We start from the raw sequence: 20997 nt of genomic DNA on the forward strand, positions 1-20997 counted from the left end.
GTGGGCGCGGTGGCCCCGGCTTGAGGCGAATACCCAAAATCTGGAGCCACCGCGCCCACGACGAAACCAGTGCCGTTCATGATCGAGTGGCCATATAAACTGGTAACGGCAGATGCCTGAATGGGCAAGCGAGATCGTCATTCAGGGGTCATACAATGAAACCACCGTCATTCGCAGTGGCAATGCCGTTCGTGCCGGTAGCGCCAGCAGTTTATTAGAACCGCCGCGCCCACCACGAATCCGAAACGTCCCCGATCCTGATAAGCCAGCCTCCTGCAAGGATCGCTTTCTTTTGGTTACTTTTCTTTACGAGTAAAGAAAAGTGACACCTCCATGTGCCCATGAGCCTGACACCACTCCGCCTTTAGGCCCTGCAGACCTGTCTCAACCCACCCAAGCCCAAGAGCCTGACACCACTCCGCCTTTAGGCCCTGCAGACCTGTCTCAACCCACCCAAGCCCAAGAGCCCGACGCCACTCCGCCTTTAGGCCCTGCATACCTGTCTCAACCCACCCAAGCCCAAGACCCCGACACCACTCCGCCTTCAGGCCCTGCAAACCTGTCTCAACCCACCCACGCCCGAATCCTAAACACATCCCCGCTCCCTAACCGGCAGCCAGACTTCCAACACCCCAGTCCCCGCCGCAGGATCAAAATCCTCACTGTAGCGCTCGAAATCAGGCGCAAACGCCGACACCATGCCCGACGCCGGCAGCCACTCGTTCCAGATACGCATGCACGTCCGAGGAAGGGTGGAGAGCGGGCCTGCATGCTCGAACACGGCGTAGCGCTGCGGAGATATCTCGATGCAGCGAAATGCCGCATCGAGGCCTGCCAGGCTGCGCACCTCCACCCCGGCGATGTATTCAAAGCCGCCATTGCCATCGGGGTTGCAGCAAACGCCATAGGTAACGTTGCTCACCTGGCCCGGCACCTTGCCGATATGCGGGATAAACGATTGCCAGAGGGCGGGAATGCCGCCGTTGGTCTCAATGGTGAAGCGCCCGCTGAATCCCGCTATCAGCAGAGACCGGCCGGTTTCGAAGCGGGGCGCGGGCAGATCGGTCAACGTGGGTTCTGTCATGCTTGAAGTCTCCGGATGCTCTCTTTGCGAGTCAGATGATTCCGCGCCGGCACCGGCGCTGGCGCGATCCGGATCGGGATCCCGCCCCGCCTGCCGGCAACTGCCAGCGTTCCGCTGCCTGGCGCATGCCGCCAGGCGTCACTACCTGGCCAGGCGGCTATTTCAGGTAAGACTTGATGACCTGGAGCACCACGTCCAGGTCTTGCTGCCGTTGTTCCGGTTCCGCTTCCTTCACCACATGGTCGACCAGATGCCCTTCGATGACGGCGGCCATCAGGCCGTTCACCGCGCCGCGGATGGCAGCGATCTGCTGAAGCACCGCGGTGCAATCCGTCTCGCTGTCGAGCAGCCTCTCCAGCGCGGCGGTTTGCCCGTGTATCCGCCTGACCCGCGCCAGCAGCTTGGCCTTGTCTCGAACAGTGTGTGCCATATCCCCCTTGCCTCGTCTTGTTGCCGGAATTACTGAGCCGGAGGGTAGCATATCCATGCCGGGAGTCAGTATTGACGGCGCCGCCAAGGCTGCGCCTGGAGCGCCGGCGGGATGAGCGTTGAGACGGAGCGCGCGGACAGCGGCCGTCAGCGCTTCACCTTCATCCAGCGCGATGGGTCCGTCGAGTCGGAGCAAGCGTTTCCGGAGCCGCGCGAATTCAATGCCCGCCTGCGTCTGGGGCATGGGCACCGCAGCCACGATGACGAGGTGCATCATCTCTGCGTCACGGCTTTTACAGCATAATCGGCTTCGGGATCGAATCCCGACCATAGCCGGCAGCCATTGCCGCTGCTTGCAAAGACGCAACGCAAAGACGATCGCATGACCAACGCCCCAACCGACGACCGTAATCCCTGGGCAGTCTTCCTCATTTTCCTGCGTCTTGGGCTCACCTCCTTTGGCGGCCCCGTGGCGCACCTGGGATGCTTTCGCGAAGAGTTTGTCAGCCGCCGCCGCTGGCTCTCGGAGAGCGGCTACGCGGACCTGGTGGCGCTTTGCCAGTTCCTGCCAGGGCCTGCCAGCAGCCAGGTGGGGATGGCCCTGGGCTTGTCCCGCTCGGGCTACGCCGGGGCGCTCGCGGCATGGGCGGGCTTTACCCTGCCGTCGGCCTGCGCCCTGATCCTGTTCGCGCTGAGCCTGTCGGGCTTCGGCGGCGTCATCGCGCCCGGCGCGCTGCATGGCCTGAAGGTGGTTGCCGTGGCGGTGGTCGCGCAAGCGGTCTGGGGCATGGCCAGGAACCTCTGCCCGGACCCGCTTCGCGTCACCATCATGGCTATCGCGGCCTGCGTGGTCCTGATGGTGCCGTCGGCGTGGGCGCAGGTCGGCGTGATCGCCGCGGCCGGCATCGCGGGCCTGGTGCTGTTCAAGCCCGCGCAGGCGGCGGTGCACGAGCCGCTGGCGATCCGGGTCGGCCATCGCGCCGGGGTGGTCTTGCTGACGGTGTTCTTTGGCTTGCTGCTCGGCCTGCCGGTTCTGGCGCAGCTGGTGCCGAGCCGTGCCGTTGCCATGTTCGATGCCTTCTACCGTGCGGGATCGCTGGTGTTCGGCGGCGGCCACGTCGTACTGCCGCTGCTGCAGGCCGCCGTCGTGCCCACCGGCTGGGTGAGCAACGAAGCGTTCCTGGCCGGCTATGGCGCCACCCAGGCCGTGCCCGGCCCCTTGTTCACGTTCGCGGCGTTTCTCGGGGCCGCCATGAACAACACGCCAACGGGCTGGGCCGGCGGCCTGATCTGCCTGGTTGCCATCTTTGCGCCGTCGTTCCTGCTGGTGGCCGGCGCACTCCCGTTCTGGGAAAGGCTGCGCCGCAGCGTGCACACGCAAGCCGCGCTGCTTGGCGTGAATGCGGCCGTGGTGGGCCTGCTGCTCGCCGCGCTCTATCAGCCTGTGTGGACCAGCGCCATCCACCGGCCGGCGGACTTCGGGCTGGCGCTCGTGGCCCTGGTCGCCCTGATGTTCTGGAAGCTCCCGCCGTGGGCGGTGGTCGTCGCCAGCGGCGTCATCGGGTGGGGCTTGAGCCTGGTGTGACCGGGCGGCAAGGCGTGCGCATCACCCCTGAGCCCTGCTCCGCGCCTCGATGGCCTTCAGCACGGCAACCATGTCCGCATCGGCATGGCCCGAGCATCAGCGCTTGCGGGGCTGGACCGGCCGCGCCGGCGGCGATCGCGCTCATGTGCGTGCCGGCCCGGACTGGAGGGCCGGATTTCCTGCCGCCGTATCGTTGATGGGAAAGTGCAGCATGGCCGCCAGCAGCCCGGCAACCGCCGTGGCGCCCCACAGCAGGGTATAGGAGCCGGTCGCGTCGAAGACGAAGCCGCCCAGCCAGGCCCCCAGGAACGAGCCGGCCTGATGGCTGAGAAAGCAGACCCCGAACAGCGTCCCCAGGTGCCGCGTGCCGAACACCTTCGCCACCAGCCCGCTCGTCAGCGGCACGGTTCCCAGCCAGGTCAGGCCCATCACGGCGGCGAAGACGACGACCGAGCCCACCGTCTTCGGCAACAGGAAAAAGACCCCGATGGCGATGCCCCGGATCAGGTAAAGCCAGCCCAGCACGGTTTGCTGGCGGAAGCGTCCTCCCAGCCAGCCGCAGGCCCAGCTTCCCGCCATGTTGAACAGGCCGATCAGGGCCAGCGCCGTTGCGCCCAGTCCCGCGGGCATATGGCAGAGGAACAGGTAGCCGGGCAGATAGGTTGCGATAAAGGCCAGCTGGAATCCGCAAACGAAGAAACCAATGGTGAGAAGGCGGTAGCCGGGGTGCCGGCACGCCTGGGACAGCACCGCTCTCAGGGAAGGCGCCGGCGGCTCCCGCGATGGCGCGCCGCCCGGGTTCCGGCGGTCCAGGACGATTCCCAGCGGCGCCGCGGCCAGCATCAGGAACGCGAGTACGAGCAGAGAGGTGGAGACGCCCGACGTTTCCCGGATCGTCTGCGTTAGGGGAACGACGAGGACCTGTCCCAGCGACCCGCCCGCGCTTGCCAGGCCCATCGCCATGCTGCGTTTCTCCGGGGAAGCCAGGCGCCCGACCGCCGGCAGCACCACGCCGAAGGTCGTGCAGCTGACCCCGATGCCGACCAGCAGGCCCATGCCGACCACCAGCATGGCGCCCGACGGCGCCAGTGCCGCCAGGGCCAGGCCGGCGGCAAAGGTGGTTCCGCCAAAGGCGACCACTGGCGCGGAGCCATGGCGGTCCGCCGCGGCGCCCGCGAAAGGCTGGGCGAATCCCCAGACAAGATTGTGGAGCGCGATCGCGAAGGCGACCTGGGTGACCGGCATGCCGCGGTCGAAGGAGAATGGCCCGATAAACAGCCCGAAGGTCTGCCGGATCCCCATCGCGGCACTCAGGATGAGCGCCCCCGACACGACAACCCATGCCGCCTGGTTCTTCAAAGATACAACGTGCCTGCTGTTTGCCGTCGACATCAACCTTGCCCTCCTGGACACCCATGGTGGCAGCGGGCGGCTTGCGCGGCAAAGGAGAAGATTTTGACGGCAGGTGAGAATTTCTCACCTGTGATCTTGAGGCAGCGGAACACTGTCTAGCTGGCCGTGATCCCCGGCCCGGCGGCGGTACCGAAGCACTCGGCCTCCTTCAGCAGCCACCGTTTGAAGCCGAGCAGGCTGGGCCGGTGGTCCGCGGCCTCGGAACTCACCAGCCAGTAGGCGGTTTCAGCGGCCATGGCCTTCGGGCTGGCTTCGACCAACGTCCCCGCAGCCAGGTCGCGGTCGACCAGCGGACGCCTGCCCAGTGCCACGCCAAGGCCTGCGGCGGCCGCCTCGAACGCCAGCTGGATCGTATCGAAGCGCAAGCCTCCCGACGGCTCGATGCCGGCCGTGCCGGTGCCATCCAGCCAGGCCTGCCAATCCTCGCTGGCGGGGCTGACATGGATGAGCGTCGCCCGCCGCAGATCGACGTTTCCTGCCGGATCGGCCAAGGTGTCGCGGTAGGCCGGGCTGCACACCGGCACCAGCCGTTCGCCGAACAAACGGGTCCATGCCGCGCCGGCGACCGGGGCCCGGCTCATCCGGATGGCGAAATCGAAGCCATCGACGGGAAAGCCGACCTGCCGCTGCGAGGTGTCGACGCTGACATTGAGCTTTGGCCAGTGCTGGCAGAAACCATGCAGGCGCGGCAGCAGCCAGCGGGATGCGACGGTGGGCGCGCAGCTCACGGCGATGGCGCGATTCGCGCGATTGTCCGGCAGGCGCTGCGTGCCGATGGCGATCAGGGAGAACGCCTCGGCAATGTAGGACAGGTAGTCCGCGCCCTCCGGCGTCAGCGTAAGCCCGCGCGGCTCGCGCATGAACAGCTCGACGCCCAGCGCCTGTTCCAGCCCGACGATCCCGTGGCTCACCGCGCTTGGCGTTACGTTCAGTTCCGCGGCGGCAAGCTTGAAACTCTGATGCCTCCCGGCCGCTTCGAAGAAGCGCAGAGACGAAAGCGGGGGAAGACGAAGCGGCATGGCACATTCCTGGCGGCTGCACGGCGTTCGGGGGACCGTGCTGCATCGCGGCGCAAAGGGCGGCGCCCGGAGCGGACGCCGCCGAGCCGCACGAACGGAAAGTGTATCGCTGTTTTGCCTGCCGCAAGCCTGGGGCGCGCGCTGCCGGTACGGGTTGTGTCAGCCTTGCAGCCGCGCTTCGATTCGCCCCATCAGCCGCTCAACCCAGGTGCGAAGCAGTTTGTCGGATGCCGCCAGCGGTACGGAACACGCCAGGATCCGGTACACCTTGCCGCGCCGTACCTTGGAGACCTTGGCCGGATCCAGCCAGCCGTCGTTGTGGACCAGCAGCAGCAGCGTCTCCAGGCCGATGAGGATCGGCCACAGGCAGGCCAGCCGCAGCCGGATGGCGCCCGCGGGGATCGCGAGCGTGTATGCCAGCGCCTGGCGGTAGTGTTCCAGCGTCGTCCGGAGCAGTTCGAACAGCAGCGGTTGCGCGCGGCGGGACGTCGCCGGCAGCAGCAGGTCTTGCGGAGTCAGGTCGAACCGGTCCAGCATCGCGGCCGGAAGGTAGCAGCGGCCGATACGCAGGTCCTTGCCGCAATCCCGCAGGACATTGGTCATCTGCAGCGCCTTGCCGAATCGCACGCCACGGCGCAGCATCGAAGCGGGCTCGCCTTTGAGGGTGCCTGGCATATGCGCGTAGGTCATCCTGGTCCAGAATTCCCCAACGCATCCCGCGACCAGGTAGGTGTACCGGTCGAGTTCCTCCGGTTCGCGCAGCGCGACGAGTTGCCCGGAGGATTCGTCCGGGAACGTACGCAGGTCGAATTCCATGCCTTCCGTCAGGGTCGTCACGATCTCGCGTACCGCGGCCTGGTCCGGCTCGCTCAGTTGGGACAGCACCGCCAGCGCGGGACCGAGCGATTCGAGCAGGATCTTTTCATCCGACTGCGTCTGCTGACCCGCCACTTCCGCCGCCATGCGCCGCACCAGCGCGCCTTCGTCCGCGGCGCCATTGACCTGTCCGCGCAGGGACAGGAGCAGCTCCAGCCGCAGCCCCGGCGGAATCAGCGTGGTGTCCGCGATCGTGTCCGCAGCGCGTGCCAGCAGATACGCCAGGCCGATCGGATCGCGCATCCCGGCGGGCAGCACCCGCAGGGTGAGGTAGAAGGAACGCGAAACCCCCTTCAGCAGCGGGCCCAGAAGAAAAGCCCGGTCAGGATTGTGCATGGATGGATCAGGGATCAGGTCGGTATTGGACATTGGACTGGTCAGGCGCTGCCGCATTGTATCCGGCAAAGGGCTGCTGCCTGGTAGCGTGCGATCCTCCCCCCGATTTCTTCGACGCGCGCGAAGGCCTGGCGAAATGGCTTCGCTGCCGCTGCCGCCGTTCCGGTCTTGGCGCAAGACCCTGACTTCCAGCACCTGTCTCTTCGTTCAAGGGACCGTAAGGGGCAACGGCGACGGCAGGCATCGGAGAACCGCAGCCTATCCCGGCGCTTGCCCCAAAGGCATGTGATTGGCTGCATTCGGCACGGACATTGCGAAATATCCTACGAATTTCGAGATTTTTCTCGGGAATTGATGTGTGCTGCCTCTATATGATTTGCCATCTGGGATGCCCAATGCGCGACGTCACGAAGCGCGTCGGGCGGTTTTTAGTGACACGATGTTGTACTGGATCCAGTCATTCGATCGCAGGCCTTGCTCAAGGCGAAAGCTGCCAGGCAGGTCGAAGTCGTGCCGGCAGGCGGCGGCGAATCGGCTCGGATGGAGAGTGCCCATGCACGACAAGCACGCCCGTTATGAACCTGCCCCGAAAGCCCGTAGCCAAGCGTTCGGCATCACGGACCTGGCGATTCGCGAGGGGGGGCGTATCGACATCCCGGCTGGCCCGGGTCACAGCACGTTTGATTTCGTCAGACTCGCGCTGCAGGCGTCATGGTCGCTCGACGGGAAGCCGGTCCTTTGCCGGGATATTCTGCCGGGCGTTTCGATGTGGGTTACGACTGGCACTTCGCAAGCGCGGAGCGAGGCCGAGACCGAACGGCTCGCCGTCGACATTTGGACTGGCATTCGCCCCGGGCTGATCGATTGGCTGACCATGCGGCAACCCAGGGCGGGCGTGACCATGACCTTGAAGTCCGGCATCTACTTCCATTTTGCCTGGATCGACCGGGCCCGAATGCAACCCGCCGCCCTGCACATCGTCGTTCGGCACGAAAGGGCATTCCTGAAGTCTTATGCGAAACATCGCGGCCGCACGCCATTGGCCGAGCCACATGGCGTGCCCCTCGATCCTGCCGCCGATGCGCTGGCCAGAACTGTGGCGGTCATGCGCGGCGCGCTGCTCCCCGCATTGGAGAAGAGCATCCAGACCAATGAGGCGCGCTATGCACGCTTGCCGGCACCAGTGCGCTATCGGCTGACCGGGGCGCTGGCCGCATGGCAGACGTTTCGCCAGGTGGTGGATGCGCATACGGATGGGGAGACGCTCACGGAGGCGATGCGCACGCGGAACATCAGGTCCCTGCTAAGCCATACGGGCAACTTTGCCATGAGCCTTCTGCCAGCGGAATCGGGAGGGCGATCGGCTCCGGAATTGGCGTTGCATGCGTCGCAGAGCGTCGTATGGCAAGCCTTCGATCTTCGAGGTGGCGTGTTCTACGAGCCCAGCCAGGCGCTGCATCGCCTGCTGAGTTCCGCCTACATTGCAGACGACGTACCGATCGGCTCGCTAACACTGCCTGCCGACACGCTCTGTCTCATTCCAGAGCCATCGATGTGGGCCGCGCCGGGGAGCTACGAGGCCATCGTCATCTTCCAGGGAGATGCTTCATACAGTTTTGTGACCTGGGCGCACACTGCGGACGCCACCCGGAGCGTCGTGATGGATGCCATCCAGCTATCGCTTGAACGGCCCGAGCGAACGATCTGCGAACTGCTGGATGAGGCGTTCCGCGAACCGATGGCAGACAGCGAGGAAATACGCCAACACTGGCGGGGTGCGCTTGCTTACGCGATCAAGATGCTGCTGTATCTGACCGTCCGTGACGCGCATATCGTGCACGACCGCGCCTACACGAATGCGCCGAGGAACTTCAGAGGGTTGGGTGGACGCAAACGTACGGCCCGGCTCGCCGAGATTGAACAGTTGTATGACCGTCACGTCGTCGGCCCTGCGATGCTGGATGCGGAGCCGGCAGCGGCACCCAAAGCACCAACGGGCAGCGGCATGCGTGAGATGAGGAGCCACTGGCGACGGCCCCACTTCAAGATGCAGCCCTACGGGCCAAATGCCTCACGGCGCAAGCTGAGCTTCATCGGTCCCGTCATCGTACGGGCGGATCGGCTGGGGGAATAGCACCGCTGGGCACCGCGTTCGTCACGCACCCTGCCGTTTCGGCTGATCAGGATTTATATGGCACTGATCCCGTGGAGGTTTGCTTTTCGAGAGGCAACCTTGATGCTGCCATCGAATCCTCTTGTATGACACAGGCGAACCGTGCGTGTCCTGCCCTTCCATGACCAGTGGCTCGGCAAGCCAAGTCACGAATTGGTTCTTCAACGCATGCAGTAGTTCCTGGTCGACCGGAATGCTGGCCTGCTCGACGGCATGGCATTCGCGCCCGCGCCCGTGCTCGCGCAGCGCGCGCTCAACGAGATGCAAGCACATTCCTGCAAACGTAAGCAGCCCCTGGCGTTGACGAGCGAGCGGAGGGTATCATCGGCCCGCCTATCACTCTGCTCAGTCCCGGATGCTCCGAATTCCTTCCATCGCCCATTCCCAGGGCCGCCGCGTTCCCCGGATTTCCCGATTGCTCGGCGCCGCGGCGCTGGCGCTTGCCTGCGCCGCAGGCAATCCGCGTCCCGCGCTGGCGCATGATATCGGCGCGGCCATCGAATCCATCCGCCTGAGCCGCTATCCCCTGAACGAGCCGGAACGGCGTGTGTGGGGCACCGAGAATGCACGCGATGCGCTGCTGGTCGGCCAGGTCGAGAACCGCTTGTTCTTCTACCGCTACCTGCGCGAAGGCAGCAGGTCCACGCTGGCGTTCCGCTCGCCGGCGCTGGCAATCGACCCGGGTGCATGGCGCCCGGCGCGCGAGGAAAACGTGTCCGTCACCGCGCCCCGGGGCGACGAGACCTTCTACTGGGTGGCCTATACCTACAACGATGTCGACGGCAAGCAGGTGAACGGCTACCTGGTTGACCCCGCCGGCGAAGCCATCACGGTGCGCGCCGACGCCGGCGCTGCGACGGTGACCAGCACGCGCCCCTGGGACGCGGCACGCCAGGCCCAGGCCATGGCCACGCTGGGCAAAGCCCTGGTGCGCTATCCGAGCCGCCTGACGGCCTTGCCGGCCGACCTGCGTTTCGTGCAGCGTTCACCGGTCGATACGCTGGCGACCTTCCGGGCCCTGCACCAGGCGGCGCGTGCCATTCCCCGCGCAAAGACCGCGGAATTCGCCCGCGCGCTGGCGCAGCTGCGCACCTTCGTCATGGAGCAGGACTACCGCGAGATCGATCCCAAGGGCGAATACCCCGACACGCTGGTCGCCCTGAACGACTATGGATTCTGGCTGGCCGAGACCGGCGATGCCGCCCAGGCCGACCTGATCCTGGGCGAGGTGCTGCGCCGGGACCCGTCGCGCATCGCCGCCTACCTGAACCGCGCGGACGCGCGCTGGCAGCAACGCGAGCGCGAGCGCAACACGGAAAAGCGCGACTACTACCTGGCGCTGGCGCGTGAGGACTACCGCCAGTACTGCAGCCTGCGGCTGGCGTCGAACCATGCCATCCCGTCCAACGTGGCGGCCCGTATCGGCACCGCGCTGGACGAGAAGCAGCTGACCCCGGCCACATGCCGGCCGCGGCTGGAGATTTTCCAGGCGATCAAGGCCGGCGATCTGGACGCGGTGCGCGCGCAGCTATCGCGCGGCCAGGATCCGGACGGGGTCAACGAGCATGGCGTGCCGGCGCTTGGCGCGGCGGTGTACCACAAGCAGGAAGACATCGTCCGCACCTTGCTGGCCGCCGGCGCCAAGGCTGACGGACCGGGCCCGCGCCGGGCCATGCTGGCCGGCGCCATGCCGGACGGGCGCGATACGCGCCCCCTGGCGCAGCGCTATGCCATCGCGGATATGCTGCTGGCGGCGGGCGCGTCGATCGAGGCGCCTGACTACAACGGCACACCCTTGCTGATGTGGCGCACGTCCTACTATGGGGACGATCGCGCCACGCTGGAGTACCTGCTCTCCCACGGCGCTGATCCCCGCACGCATGACGAGAAGGGCCGCACCGTGCTGCACGCGGCCATCAGCAACTTCCGCACGCGCTGGTTTGCGGATCAGCTGCTGGCCAAGGGCGCCGACATCAACGCGGCCTACATCTGGCTCATTTATGGAAACCGCGTCATGTGGGAAACGCCGCTGCTCGATGCGCTGCGCGAGTCGAGCAGCGAGCTGAAACCGGGCGTGGCCCTTGCCATTCCGGAGCGCGTGGCCTTTGTGCTGGATCGTGGCGCGGACCCTTCGGTGGGCGGCTATGGCGGCAGGGACGCCGTGGCGCGCAACGGGCTGGACGAGGCACTGAGCTTGTCCGCGCGCTACTTGCAGCCAGCGCTGGTGGACCGTCTGGTGCAGGCTTCGGGCAAGCCGGCGGCGCCGCTCACCAGCGAGCCGCTGTCGGCTCTGCTGCGTATGTGGAGCGACATGGAGTCGCGCGCGGCAGCCAGCAAGGATAGTCCTGCCTGGGACGGTCTGCGCGCCAGCGCGCGTGCCGTGGCCGAGCGGATGGTTGCCGCCGGCGTCAGCCTGAAATACCAGAACAGTCCGCGAGGCCTGAAGGACAACGCGATCGCGCCACTGAGCGCGCCATGGCTGCCGGATGACCTGTACCTGGCGTGGCTGAAGGCGGGTGCCGACCAGACCGACCGCAGCGACAGCGGCATGCGCATCAACGGCGTGGACCAGAACGACGCGCTGCCGCTGGTGATCATGATGCAGCTGGACCAGTCATCCAAGGTGAAGATGCTGCTGGAGCACGACGCCGCGCTGTACCGCGACCCGCAGCGCTGCGGCATGGCCGTGGCGGATGTGCTGTCGTGGCAGCTGGGCCATGCCGGCAAGGCTATCAGCCCGGACATGGCGGCTGCGGTCCGCCATGTCATGCAGGGTGCCGCCAAGGCCGGCAACTGCGACATGAGCATGACCGCGCGCGCCTGGCCCTTTGCCGGCGTTCGTGCCGACGAACTGGCGCGGCGCGCTGCCGCGAGCGTCGCCGTTCGCTGAAGATCGCTCATTCAGCCTTGCGTTTTCGCGCCCGGCTATCCGCATGGATCTGAAGATGGCCCTCGTCAGCAGCTGAACGGATAGCCTAGTTCAGGCGACAGCTGACCATCTTCATGCAGGGACCACCATTTCCCTTCGCGCTGAACCTGGACGAAACCGCAGCCCAGATCGCGGAAGCCCGAAAGGGGCATGCCGCCAAGCGTCTCGCCTTGTGCATCCACGAGTCGATACGATGCGGTGCCGGTCCGGGTGCTCTTGAGCACCATCACGCCGGTGCGGAACCCGTAGGTGAATTCGCCGTCGACATCGGTTGCCGTCCTGACCAGCTTGCCCTCGCTGCCGGCGAATTCCTTGCGATAGACCTGGGTCTTTCCGCTCTTGTCGGAAAACATGAAGTAAGGCCCGGCCGGCCGGCTGCGGGCAAGGCATGTTCCCCGGCTCGGTAGCGGTATGGCATCGTCCAGCAGTGGTTTCAGGCTCACGGTATAGATCCGGCAGGTTCTGGCCGTGGTGTCGATGGTCTCGATGACGGCCGGGTTGGGCAGACCACGTTCGTCCGGGGAGGAGAACCAGTCGTAGACCAGGCGCGCCTGATCGAATCGGGGCAGCGCTATCGCCTTGCCGCCGAGCGTGTGCAGACGCAGTCCCGCACTGCCGGCCGCCACCAGATAAGTGGTGACGGCGTGGCCGTCCGGGGTAAGGACCGACGCATCGCTCAGCGCGCCGATGCCGAGCCACTCTGGCATCAGCACCTCCTGCAGCGTAGCCATATCGAGTACGCCCAACGCGCCGGTGGACGCGGTCGCCACTATCCGCAGATGAGGCGGGATGACGCCCGAGGTCTTGACGTCTCTATACGAATAGCTCGAGACATAGTGGTGCGGGGACATGGCGCGCATGCGTCCGTTGACGAACATGACGTAGGCGTAGTCGCTGTCCGTGCCGTCGGAAAACGATAGCTTGAAACGTGCGCCGCGATCCGGCATGCCTTCGGTGGGATAGTCAGTCTCGATACCATTGAACGGCGCCACGCCCAGCGACGCACCATCGGCATTGAGCAGCGTGCCGCAGCCGTCCCGGTATGCGGCAAAGCCGAAGGTGTTGCCGCCGAGCATGACGGGCTCGATGGATTCGTACCGCTGCCGGCGCGCCGCGGATTGGCGCTTCAGGACATACCGCGTCGAGGCGTCCGCCTGCCTGACGGTGGCGACGGACCGGAACCAGAGCGCGTCGCGCTCCAGCGCGCCCTTGTAGCCCGTGGGCTGATACCCGTTGTACGGCGTGTCGACGGGGGGTGCGCCGGGGCCGGGCCGGCACTCTGCCGCCATACCCGCCTGGAGGGCGCACAGCACGGGTGCGATCAGCAACAATAGCAATGCACGCATATAAGCCTTGGATCTGCGCATCGATCAAGCCATGGTTTGGCATGCCTCGCAATAAGCGAAGCGGGCCGCCAATGTCGTCGGACAGAGGGGGGCGGAGTGCGGGATTCTAGTGCATCGGCGGTCTGAATGCGTCGATCCCGCCGAATCGGCAGGCGATGCGTCCGGCGCAATGGATCGGTCCGTCACCAGGGGCAACTGGCATACTATCTCGTCTATCGGGATGCAACGGCAAGGAGCGCAGCGGCGGGCCGGTTCCACGACTGGCTGCGTGGGACGGTTTCATGGCGGCTGGCGGCGGCCAACCCTGTCGCGCTGGCAGCCGCGCCGCTAGCGAAGAGCCCGCTTTTTGCGTTGGACCGGCATGCATTAACCTGAACGGAGGCTCCGTGGAATACATCGATGTCGCCTGGACGCACGAGTTGTCGTCGGAGCCGGTTCGCCTCGTGTCGGAGCTTGACGGCGAACGCTACGAAACGCGGAAACTGGAATTCTTCGCGAACGGAGACGTGGGTTTCGCGAGTGCATACCTGAAAACGGAAAATACCAGTCTCGGAATCGTGCCCGTGCCCTATCTCGACGAGATCAACGCGGACCCGGAATTCGACGGCGTGGCGATCACCTGCGAGATTTTCGAGGCGCTCTGGCTGCAATATGCCTGCCCGGCGAGACATTGAGGGCTCTCCGGCCGGCATGGCCGACAGCGTGTTCGTACCGATGCCATCGGCGCCGGCAACGCTGCGCCAGGTGGTTGCGGATGAAATCCTGCTGTTCGGAAAGCGCGCGGCGAGCGCGCCCGCGGGCCGCTGCCATCCGTGACCGCCCTGGCCGCTGGGCGCCCGCCGGCACCTCAGGCTGCCGCGGCCTCCAGCCCGAACTCGCGGAACAAGACGGCAACACGCTCATCCGGACGAATGGCCTGCACCGTGGTCTTGCCATTGGCCACGGTCTTCAGCGTGTCGCCGAGGAGGATCTTCCGGCCTTCCGGGTTGTGCAGGACGATCAGCAGCTTCTGCACGAAAATCGCATCCGGATGCGTTGAGTTCAGGTAATTTGCCGGTACGAAGTCGATCCATTCCTGTGCGGAGAGGTCGAATGCATACTGGTTGGTCCATTCGCCGTCGACCAGCGCCTTCAGCAGGTACTCCCCGGCGTCCGTCCGGCTCAGCATGAAGGTATCGCCATCCTGTCTTACCTCCACGTCGATCTGATCCAGCCGCATCGGCGCCCGGATCCCATAGCTGCCGAAGCCCAGGTCGCACAGCCAGCGCTGGCTGTTCACCGTCAGCACGAGCGCCATATGCGTCTTGGGCCGTTTGACCGGGTAGAACATGGGCCTGGCTGCAACGAACTGATAGGGAATGCCCAGCGCCTGCAGTGCCATCGCGAAGATGCCGTTCACCTCGTAGCAATAGCCGCCCCGTTGCCGGTCCAGGATTTTCCCGACGATCTCCTCCGGGACCAGGGAGACGGCTTTCTTCGCCTGTACGTCGAGGTTCTCGAAGGGCACCGTGAAAATCTGACACCGCATCATCCCGGCGACGGTTTCCATATCCGGCTCGCCGGATCCTTGAAAACCGATCCGGTCGAAGTATTTCCGCAAAGTAAAGTTTTGGGCTTCCATGCTGCGATTGTGTCTGGTAAGTGGGTGGTGAATGGTGAGCTGGCGCCAATGATGGCATCGCGGTCACGGCCTGCCTATATACAGGAAGGGCGAATCTGTTACGTAACAGATTCGCCCGATGGCATGCTGTTCTCGCGGATCAGGGCGGCTGTCATGGGGGTAAGCGGAGCGCCCGCAGCCATGCCTCAGCGGCTCTGCTCCCGCAGCAGCGCGGTCATTCGCTGCGCCAGCGGCGACAGGTAGGCGCCGGCCCGGGAGATCACGCCCACGCGCCGGCGCAGGTCCAACTGGTCAAGACCGATATTCAGCGCCCGCAATCCGGCCGGCATCGCCTTGGTGTTTGCGCCCGATATGCTCAACATCTGCGTGCCCCGCATGAGGTGAAAGAGCGAGAAGCTGCCAAAATCGGTTTCGATCCGCGGCGCCGGCGCTACGAGTCCCTGCTTGCGAAAGGCGGCGTCGAGCTGCTGCCGCAACAGGATATGCGCCCCGGGCAACAGCCATTCCTGGCCGGTCAGGTCCGCCAGCCTCACTTCGCGCTGGCGATGCAGCGGATGCGTTTCATCGGCCACGACCACGAGCCGGTCGTCGAACATTTCCTCTACCGCGAACTCGCTCGCCTGCTGGCCCGGCACCGGCGCGATGACCAGGTCCAGCTCACCTGCCAGGAGCAGGTCCATCAGTTCGCGCGCCAGGCGCCTGCGCAGGCGAAGCCTGGCCACCGGCCGTTCCTTGATCAGGCGGCGGCAGGCATCCAGCACGAGCGGATTGGGAATGGAGGGGGAGTAGCCCAGGCGCAGGACGCCTTGTTCCCCGGTGCGCATGCCCTGCATCTCCTTGAGCGCATCTTCGTACTCCAGGCGGATCCGGCGGGCGCGTTCGATGAACTGCGTGCCGGCCTGCGTCGGCGTCATCCCGTTGGCCGTGCGCTCGAACAGCGGAAGGCCGATCTGTGCCTCTACGCGTTGCACCGCCTTGCTCAGGGCCGGCTGGCTGATGCCCAGGGTCTCGGCGGCGCGTCCGATGCCGCCGTGGGTGCTGACGGCCAGCACGTATTCAAGGTCTCTTGTCTCCATCTGGACATTCCTGTTGGCTATGTCTTTATAGCCGTTGCTGCATTGTAGTGATGCCCTGCATCTTACAGACTGGGGCCCAGAACATCCATGGAGACACAAATGGGCTTCGCTTTCTTCCTCCGCCGCGCCGCACGGTACTGGGGCGATCACGCCGCAGTGCTTTATCAGGATCGTGTCCTGACCTATCGCCAGCTGGACGAGCGCTCGACCCGGCTGGCCAATGCCCTGCTGGGCCTCGGCCTGGCCAAGGGCGACCGCGTGGCGATCCAGTCGCGCAACCGTACCGAACTGGTCGAGATCGAATGCGCCTTGTACAAGGCCGGGCTGGTCAAGGCAGCGCTGAACCCGCGCTTTACCGGGGCGGAGGCATCGGACGTGATGGAGAACTGCACGCCGCGCGTCATGATCGCCGGGCCGGGCTACACCGGCTATTCGCCGGCGAGCGCCGGCTTCGGCTCGGTCGAGGCCTTTATCGCCATCGGCGGGCCGGCAGCGGGCTATGCCGACTACGAGGCGATGCTGGCCGGTGCCGGCACGGCATTGCCCGATGTCACGCCAGCCCCCGGCGATCTCGCCGTACTGCATTTTTCCTCCGGCTCCACGGGCAGGATCAAGGCGGCCATGCAGAGCTACGGCAACCGGCTGGCAGCGTTGCGCAAGATGTTGCTCAGCATGGACAAGCCGGCCCGGCCGGGCGACCGCCTGGCCCTGATCGGGCCGGTCACCCACGCCTCGGGCATGCTGATGCAGCCGTATCTCTATACCGGCGCCACGCTGGTGCTGTTCGACAAATTCGAGCCTGCGCATTTCCTGGCGGAGGTGGCCCGCCTGCGTATCACCCATGTGTTCATGGTGCCCGCCATGATCAATATGCTGCTGTCGGAACCGACGCTGGCCAGCGCCGACCTGAGCAGCCTCAAGACGCTTGCCTACGGCGCCGCGCCCATGGCGCCGGCGCGCATCCGCGAGGCATGGGAGCGCATCGGCCCGATCCTGTCGCAAGGCTATGGCGCCAGCGAGTCCACCTCGGGCGTGACCCGGCTGTCGACCGCCGATCATGCCGAGGCGCTGGCGCACCGGCCCGAGCGGCTGGCCTCGTGCGGGCGCGCGCTCGGGGAGACCGAGGTGTGCGTCGTCGACGAGCAGGGCCGGGAAGTGACAGGAGACGACGTCGGCGAACTGGTCATCCGCGGCGAGGACGTGTTCCAGGGCTATTGGGGCGAGCCGGCACTGACGCGCGAGGCGCTCGTCGACGGCTGGCTGCGCACCGGGGACCTGGCCCGGGTCGACGAGGAGGGCTATATCTACCTGGTCGACCGCAAGAAGGACATGATCATTTCGGGCGGCTTCAATGTGTACCCGACGGAGGTGGAGGCGGCCTTGTACCAACATCCCGACGTGATGGAAGCCTGCGTGATCAGCGTGCCTGACGACACCTGGGGCGAAAGCGTCAAGGCGGTGGTGGCGCTCAGGCCCGGTCGCCAGGCCAGCGCCACGGACCTGATCGCGCATTGCCGCGCACGGATTGCCGACTACAAGTCGCCGCGCTCCGTCGACTTCGTCGGCGAGCTGCCCAAGAACGCCAGCGGCAAGCTGGCCCGCAAGCTCGTGCGCGAGCCGTACTGGCAGGGTGTTGCCCGCCGCGTCAATTGAGGAGAAAGCCATGTTCGATCATCTGACCAACCCCGTGCTGGTCGAGACCCGCGCCGCCATCCGCCGCTATATCGACGAGGAACTGCTGCCGCTGGAGAAGGAACTCGGCCTCGGCTCGGAAGACGCCTGGCCCAGGGAGGTGCTGCGCGGCGTCTGGCGCCGCTCCAGCGAGCTGGGGCTTTATGCCGCCTGCCTGCCGGCCGAGCTCGGCGGCAAGGGCCTGAACATTGCCGAGCAATGCGCGCTGAAGGCGGACCTGGCCGCCAGCGGCGCCGTGCTGGCGCCCCACGTGCTGGGGGATCTGGGCGGTCCGCCGCGCGTTGGCAATATGCTCAAGTACGCCACCCCCGCGCAGCTCGCGCGCTATTTCCAGCCGGTGATCCGGGGCGAGAAATCGACCTGCTTCGCCCTGACCGAGCCGCATTCGGGTTCCGACGCCCAGAGCATCGCCACCACGGCGGTGGCCGATGGCGACGAGCTGGTCGTCAACGGCCGCAAGCACTACATCAGCGGCGCGCCGTTTGCCGATTTCGCCATCGTCATGTGCGTCACCGACGCGGCCGCCTCGCCGCCGGCCATCACGGCGGTGCTGATCGACCTGGACCTGCCCGGCGTCAAGGTCAGCACCGACTACGTGCCGATGTCGGGCCAGCACATCGATGCCGACATCGAGTTCGCCAACGTGCGGGTGCCGCGCGCCAATATCTTTGGCGGCGAGGGCAACGGCTTCAAGCTCGGCATGTCGCGCATCAACGTCAACCGGCTGCTGCACTGCCCCAGCATGCTGGGGCTGGCGACGAAGGTGTATGAAGCCTCGCTCGAATACGCCGGCACCCGCAGGCAATTCGGCGGACCCATCGCGCGCTTCCAGGCCATCCAGCACATGCTCGCGGATATGGCCGCCGCGTTGTGGGCTTGCGAGAGCATGATCGCGCAGACCGCCCTGCTGGCGGATAGCGGCGCCGACCTGCGCATGAAGGCGGCGGCATGCAAGCTGTTCGTTTCCGAGCGTTGTTTCGAAGTGGCCGACAAGGCGGTGCAGATCCACGGCAACGTCGGCGTGACCCGCGGCCACCCGGTCGAGCAGACCTTCCGCAAGCTGCGCATGTTCCGCATCTTCACCGGGACCAGCGAGATCCAGCGCAACACCATTGCCCGCGCGATCCTCGAACCCATGCGGTGAACGCACGCCGCCTCTGATCCTCGATACCACCGGCGCAGTACCACTGCGCATGCGACAAAACGGAGACTTCCCATGAACCGCCGATCCTGGCTTGCCACCGCCAGCGCGGCCGCGTTGAGCAGCATATGGACCCCGCTGCGCGCCGCCGCGCCCTTTCCGAACCGCCCCATCCGCCTGATCGTCCCATTCATGGCGGGCAGCGCGCCCGACAATATCGCCAGGGCGCTGTCGGCTGAACTGGGCGCCAGGCTGGGCCAGCCGCTCGTCGTCGAGAACATGCCGGGCGCCGGCGGCATCATCGGCGCGAACGCGCTCAAGCGCGCCGCGCCGGACGGATACACGCTTGGCATTCTCGCGAATACGCATGTCATCAACGTGCACATGTATCGCAACATGCCGTACGATCCCGCACGCGACTTCACCTCCATCGCCGCAATCTCCGGCGGACCGACCGCGCTCGTGGTGCCCGTGGACGCGCCCTACAAGACAGCGGGCGACCTGATCGCGGCAATGAAGCATGCCCCCGGCAAGCTCAACTACGGATCGGGTGGCAAGGGCAGCATCGCGCATCTGGCGGTCGAGGCCATGCTGCATCAGACAGGTACCCAGGCGGTCCATATCCCCTACAAGGGGGCTACCGAAATCATCACGTCCATGCTGAGCGGCCAGACCCAGTTCGGCATGCCCGTGCTGGGCACGGCCAGCCAGTACCTGCGCAATGGCCAGATCCGGGCGCTGGCGGTGTCGTCAGCCGAGCGCTCCACCTTTTTCCCGGCGCTACCGACGTTCACCGAGGCCCTGCCGCCGGGCTTCGTCATCGACAACTGGAGCGGCCTGTTCGCGCCTGCGCATTTCCCCGCCGACCTGACCCAGCGGCTCTTTGCCGCCGTCACCGAAATGCAGGCTGCCGGCCGCCTCGATGCCCAGATCAAAGCCAGTGCCGGAGAGTTGCGCCGCAGCGCTTCTCCCGCCCAGTTCAACGGCATCGTCGTTGCCGATACCGCCCGCTACGGGCAGTTGATCCGCGCGATCGGCATGAGCGGCGACCTTGGCTGAACCACCGGAGAAAGATCATGAAACCGGAGTGGTCGTGCCTGAAGGATGTCAAGATCATCGATGTCAGCCAGTTGCTGCCCGGCCCGCACGCCACCGCGCTGCTTCTGCAGCTTGGCGCGGAGGTCGTCAAGGTGGAACAGCCGGGGGTAGGGGATACCTCCCGCCAACTGGGGCCAGCCGTGTTCGCGCAGTTCAATCGCGGCAAGCGCTCCTGTGCGCTCGACCTGAAATCGAAAGAAGGCCGCGCGGCATTCCTGGACCTCGTGCGGGACGCCGACGCCGTCGTGGAGGGATTCCGCCCCGGCGTCATGCACAGGCTTGGCCTGGGTTTTGACGCGCTTGCGGAGATCAACCCGGCTATCGTGCTGTGTTCCATCTCGGGATTCGGCCAGACCGGGCCCTACGCGGACCATGCGGGCCACGACCTGAACTATCTCGCGCTGGCCGGCTACTGGTCCGTGCCGGTCCAGGTCGAGGACAAGGTCTCGCGCCCGCGCGCCCGCATCTCCGACTACGCGGCCTCCGGCTACGCGGCGCTGGCGCTGGCCGTGGCGGTGATGAGCGCGCGGCAGAACGGCCGCGGGCAGCACCTGGATGTCTCCATTCACGACGCCATCCTGTCCTGGACGGCGCATGGCGCATGGGCCGCGCGCGACTTCGCGGAGCGCCCGCTTGCCTCGCCGACGGTCATGCCGGAGAACGACATCTTCGAAACCCGCGACGGCCGTCACCTTGCCATGGGTATCCTCGAGAACAAGTTCTGGGTGAACCTGTGCGAAGCGCTCGGCGCGGATTTCCCCGGGCTGCGCGATGGCCGCTTCTCCTCCCGGCCCGGGCGCCAGCAGCACAAGCCGGAAGTGCATGGACTGCTGGCCGGCATCTTCCTGACCCGGACGCTGGCGGAGTGGAGCGAAGTCTTCGCGCCGCTGGACATTCCCTTCTCCCCTTCGCTGAGCGCGCGGGAACTGTTTGCCGACCCGCACGTACTGGCGAGAGGCATGATCCGCCCGTTGCCGGAGGAGGGGGCCATCGCACTCGGCTTCCCGGTCAGGTTCTCCCTGGGCTTGCCGCAAAGCGGCGATGGCGTGCCGGCGTTGGGGGAGTACGGCACGGTGTCCGGCGAAGCCGGCTGAAGGCGCGGTGAACCCCGGCTGCGCGGTTATCGGGCGCGCTTCTCCCGGTGCTGTCGCAGCCGCTCAGGGATAGGCCGCTGGAATG

Annotated in this window: 19 protein-coding genes; 10 read left to right on the forward strand and 9 right to left on the reverse strand. The window is 66.1% G+C overall.

What is annotated here, in order from left to right:
- Positions 1 to 586: 586 nt before the first annotated feature.
- Both AC3FOF_RS40545 and AC3FOF_RS40550 read right to left on the reverse strand, forming a co-directional pair.
- A complete protein-coding gene (locus tag AC3FOF_RS40545; protein ID WP_017227839.1) occupies positions 587 to 1084 on the reverse strand; it encodes a GyrI-like domain-containing protein in 498 nt (165 codons plus the stop codon).
- Positions 1085 to 1241: 157 nt separating this feature from the next.
- Positions 1242 to 1514 carry a metal/formaldehyde-sensitive transcriptional repressor gene (locus tag AC3FOF_RS40550; protein WP_017227838.1) on the reverse strand — a complete coding sequence of 91 codons (273 nt, stop codon included), beginning with the start codon at positions 1512 to 1514 and terminating at the stop codon, positions 1242 to 1244.
- Between the two features lie 381 nt (positions 1515 to 1895).
- On the opposite strand from AC3FOF_RS40550, the gene chrA reads away from it, so the two are divergent.
- Positions 1896 to 3098 (forward strand): chromate efflux transporter, encoded by a 1203-nt coding sequence (gene chrA / locus AC3FOF_RS40555; RefSeq protein WP_488729836.1) that lies wholly within the window; start codon positions 1896 to 1898, stop codon positions 3096 to 3098.
- Between the two features lie 141 nt (positions 3099 to 3239).
- On the opposite strand, the gene AC3FOF_RS40560 is transcribed toward chrA, so the two are convergent.
- Positions 3240 to 4430, reverse strand: a complete 1191-nt coding sequence (locus AC3FOF_RS40560; RefSeq protein ID WP_488729853.1) for an MFS transporter — start codon at positions 4428 to 4430, stop codon at positions 3240 to 3242.
- Here AC3FOF_RS40560 and AC3FOF_RS40565 point away from each other — a divergent pair.
- The gene (locus AC3FOF_RS40565) at positions 4414 to 4557 is read left to right on the forward strand and encodes a hypothetical protein (RefSeq protein WP_488729854.1); all 144 of its coding nucleotides are present in this window, start codon (positions 4414 to 4416) and stop codon (positions 4555 to 4557) included. The two genes, AC3FOF_RS40560 and AC3FOF_RS40565, sit on opposite strands and share 17 nt — an antisense overlap.
- A 49-nt stretch (positions 4558 to 4606) precedes the next feature.
- Here the strand turns inward: AC3FOF_RS40565 and AC3FOF_RS40570 are convergent, their stop codons facing one another.
- Together AC3FOF_RS40570 and AC3FOF_RS40575 are read right to left on the reverse strand one after the other, a co-directional pair.
- Positions 4607 to 5530: a LysR substrate-binding domain-containing protein gene (locus AC3FOF_RS40570; protein ID WP_488729837.1), complete on the reverse strand. Its 924-nt coding sequence runs from the start codon at positions 5528 to 5530 to the stop codon at positions 4607 to 4609.
- Between the two features lie 159 nt (positions 5531 to 5689).
- On the reverse strand, positions 5690 to 6742 hold the full coding sequence (locus AC3FOF_RS40575) for a phytoene/squalene synthase family protein (RefSeq protein ID WP_488729838.1): 1053 nt from the start codon (positions 6740 to 6742) through the stop codon (positions 5690 to 5692).
- Between the two features lie 553 nt (positions 6743 to 7295).
- On the opposite strand from AC3FOF_RS40575, the gene AC3FOF_RS40580 reads away from it, so the two are divergent.
- Positions 7296 to 8876 (forward strand): AcrVA2 family anti-CRISPR protein, encoded by a 1581-nt coding sequence (locus AC3FOF_RS40580; protein ID WP_488729839.1) that lies wholly within the window; start codon positions 7296 to 7298, stop codon positions 8874 to 8876.
- A 21-nt stretch (positions 8877 to 8897) separates the two neighbouring features.
- On the opposite strand, the gene AC3FOF_RS40585 is transcribed toward AC3FOF_RS40580, so the two are convergent.
- A complete protein-coding gene (locus AC3FOF_RS40585; protein WP_488729840.1) occupies positions 8898 to 9182 on the reverse strand; it encodes a hypothetical protein in 285 nt (94 codons plus the stop codon).
- An 88-nt stretch (positions 9183 to 9270) separates the two neighbouring features.
- On the opposite strand from AC3FOF_RS40585, the gene AC3FOF_RS40590 reads away from it, so the two are divergent.
- Complete coding sequence (locus AC3FOF_RS40590; protein WP_488729841.1) at positions 9271 to 11805, forward strand: ankyrin repeat domain-containing protein; 2535 nt, start codon at positions 9271 to 9273, stop codon at positions 11803 to 11805.
- A gap of 65 nt (positions 11806 to 11870) precedes the next feature.
- Here AC3FOF_RS40590 and AC3FOF_RS40595 read toward each other — a convergent pair whose 3' ends face one another.
- A complete protein-coding gene (locus AC3FOF_RS40595) occupies positions 11871 to 13211 on the reverse strand; it encodes a hypothetical protein (protein WP_488729842.1) in 1341 nt (446 codons plus the stop codon).
- Between the two features lie 365 nt (positions 13212 to 13576).
- Between AC3FOF_RS40595 and AC3FOF_RS40600 the strand changes: the two genes are divergently transcribed.
- The gene (locus tag AC3FOF_RS40600) at positions 13577 to 13864 is read left to right on the forward strand and encodes a DUF6881 domain-containing protein (protein WP_017227830.1); all 288 of its coding nucleotides are present in this window, start codon (positions 13577 to 13579) and stop codon (positions 13862 to 13864) included.
- Positions 13865 to 13880: 16 nt separating this feature from the next.
- Positions 13881 to 14006: a hypothetical protein gene (locus AC3FOF_RS40605; protein WP_488729843.1), complete on the forward strand. Its 126-nt coding sequence runs from the start codon at positions 13881 to 13883 to the stop codon at positions 14004 to 14006.
- Positions 14007 to 14037: 31 nt separating this feature from the next.
- Here AC3FOF_RS40605 and AC3FOF_RS40610 read toward each other — a convergent pair whose 3' ends face one another.
- Together AC3FOF_RS40610 and AC3FOF_RS40615 are read right to left on the reverse strand one after the other, a co-directional pair.
- Positions 14038 to 14811: an arylamine N-acetyltransferase family protein gene (locus tag AC3FOF_RS40610; RefSeq protein ID WP_276265046.1), complete on the reverse strand. Its 774-nt coding sequence runs from the start codon at positions 14809 to 14811 to the stop codon at positions 14038 to 14040.
- A 185-nt stretch (positions 14812 to 14996) separates the two neighbouring features.
- A complete protein-coding gene (locus tag AC3FOF_RS40615) occupies positions 14997 to 15887 on the reverse strand; it encodes a LysR family transcriptional regulator (RefSeq protein WP_017227827.1) in 891 nt (296 codons plus the stop codon).
- Positions 15888 to 15986: 99 nt separating this feature from the next.
- Between AC3FOF_RS40615 and AC3FOF_RS40620 the strand changes: the two genes are divergently transcribed.
- The 4 genes from AC3FOF_RS40620 to AC3FOF_RS40635 all read left to right on the forward strand — a co-directional run bounded on the left by AC3FOF_RS40620 (position 15987) and on the right by AC3FOF_RS40635 (position 20912).
- On the forward strand, positions 15987 to 17540 hold the full coding sequence (locus AC3FOF_RS40620) for an AMP-binding protein (RefSeq protein ID WP_488729844.1): 1554 nt from the start codon (positions 15987 to 15989) through the stop codon (positions 17538 to 17540).
- A 10-nt stretch (positions 17541 to 17550) separates the two neighbouring features.
- On the forward strand, positions 17551 to 18723 hold the full coding sequence (locus AC3FOF_RS40625; RefSeq protein ID WP_017227825.1) for an acyl-CoA dehydrogenase family protein: 1173 nt from the start codon (positions 17551 to 17553) through the stop codon (positions 18721 to 18723).
- 72 nt (positions 18724 to 18795) lie between these two features.
- Positions 18796 to 19779, forward strand: coding sequence for a tripartite tricarboxylate transporter substrate binding protein (locus AC3FOF_RS40630; RefSeq protein WP_276265044.1), 984 nt, complete (start codon positions 18796 to 18798; stop codon positions 19777 to 19779).
- 17 nt (positions 19780 to 19796) lie between these two features.
- Positions 19797 to 20912, forward strand: coding sequence for a CaiB/BaiF CoA transferase family protein (locus tag AC3FOF_RS40635; RefSeq protein WP_488729845.1), 1116 nt, complete (start codon positions 19797 to 19799; stop codon positions 20910 to 20912).
- Positions 20913 to 20997: the final 85 nt, after the last annotated feature.

This window comes from Cupriavidus sp. 96C5-1 (assembly GCF_057798855.1).

What these genes read in the sequence shown, in the direction of transcription:
- AC3FOF_RS40545 (WP_017227839.1), bottom strand. Translation starts at nt 1,084, where the DNA reads ATGACAGAACCCACGTTGACCGATCTGCCCGCGCCCCGCTTCGAAACC.
- AC3FOF_RS40550 (WP_017227838.1), bottom strand. Translation starts at nt 1,514, where the DNA reads ATGGCACACACTGTTCGAGACAAGGCCAAGCTGCTGGCGCGGGTCAGG.
- chrA (WP_488729836.1), top strand. Translation starts at nt 1,896, where the DNA reads ATGACCAACGCCCCAACCGACGACCGTAATCCCTGGGCAGTCTTCCTC.
- AC3FOF_RS40565 (WP_488729854.1), top strand. Translation starts at nt 4,414, where the DNA reads ATGAGCGCCCCCGACACGACAACCCATGCCGCCTGGTTCTTCAAAGAT.
- AC3FOF_RS40570 (WP_488729837.1), bottom strand. Translation starts at nt 5,530, where the DNA reads ATGCCGCTTCGTCTTCCCCCGCTTTCGTCTCTGCGCTTCTTCGAAGCG.
- AC3FOF_RS40575 (WP_488729838.1), bottom strand. Translation starts at nt 6,742, where the DNA reads ATGCACAATCCTGACCGGGCTTTTCTTCTGGGCCCGCTGCTGAAGGGG.
- AC3FOF_RS40580 (WP_488729839.1), top strand. Translation starts at nt 7,296, where the DNA reads ATGCACGACAAGCACGCCCGTTATGAACCTGCCCCGAAAGCCCGTAGC.
- AC3FOF_RS40590 (WP_488729841.1), top strand. Translation starts at nt 9,271, where the DNA reads ATGCTCCGAATTCCTTCCATCGCCCATTCCCAGGGCCGCCGCGTTCCC.
- AC3FOF_RS40595 (WP_488729842.1), bottom strand. Translation starts at nt 13,211, where the DNA reads ATGCGCAGATCCAAGGCTTATATGCGTGCATTGCTATTGTTGCTGATC.
- AC3FOF_RS40605 (WP_488729843.1), top strand. Translation starts at nt 13,881, where the DNA reads ATGGCCGACAGCGTGTTCGTACCGATGCCATCGGCGCCGGCAACGCTG.
- AC3FOF_RS40610 (WP_276265046.1), bottom strand. Translation starts at nt 14,811, where the DNA reads ATGGAAGCCCAAAACTTTACTTTGCGGAAATACTTCGACCGGATCGGT.
- AC3FOF_RS40615 (WP_017227827.1), bottom strand. Translation starts at nt 15,887, where the DNA reads ATGGAGACAAGAGACCTTGAATACGTGCTGGCCGTCAGCACCCACGGC.
- AC3FOF_RS40620 (WP_488729844.1), top strand. Translation starts at nt 15,987, where the DNA reads ATGGGCTTCGCTTTCTTCCTCCGCCGCGCCGCACGGTACTGGGGCGAT.
- AC3FOF_RS40625 (WP_017227825.1), top strand. Translation starts at nt 17,551, where the DNA reads ATGTTCGATCATCTGACCAACCCCGTGCTGGTCGAGACCCGCGCCGCC.
- AC3FOF_RS40630 (WP_276265044.1), top strand. Translation starts at nt 18,796, where the DNA reads ATGAACCGCCGATCCTGGCTTGCCACCGCCAGCGCGGCCGCGTTGAGC.
- AC3FOF_RS40635 (WP_488729845.1), top strand. Translation starts at nt 19,797, where the DNA reads ATGAAACCGGAGTGGTCGTGCCTGAAGGATGTCAAGATCATCGATGTC.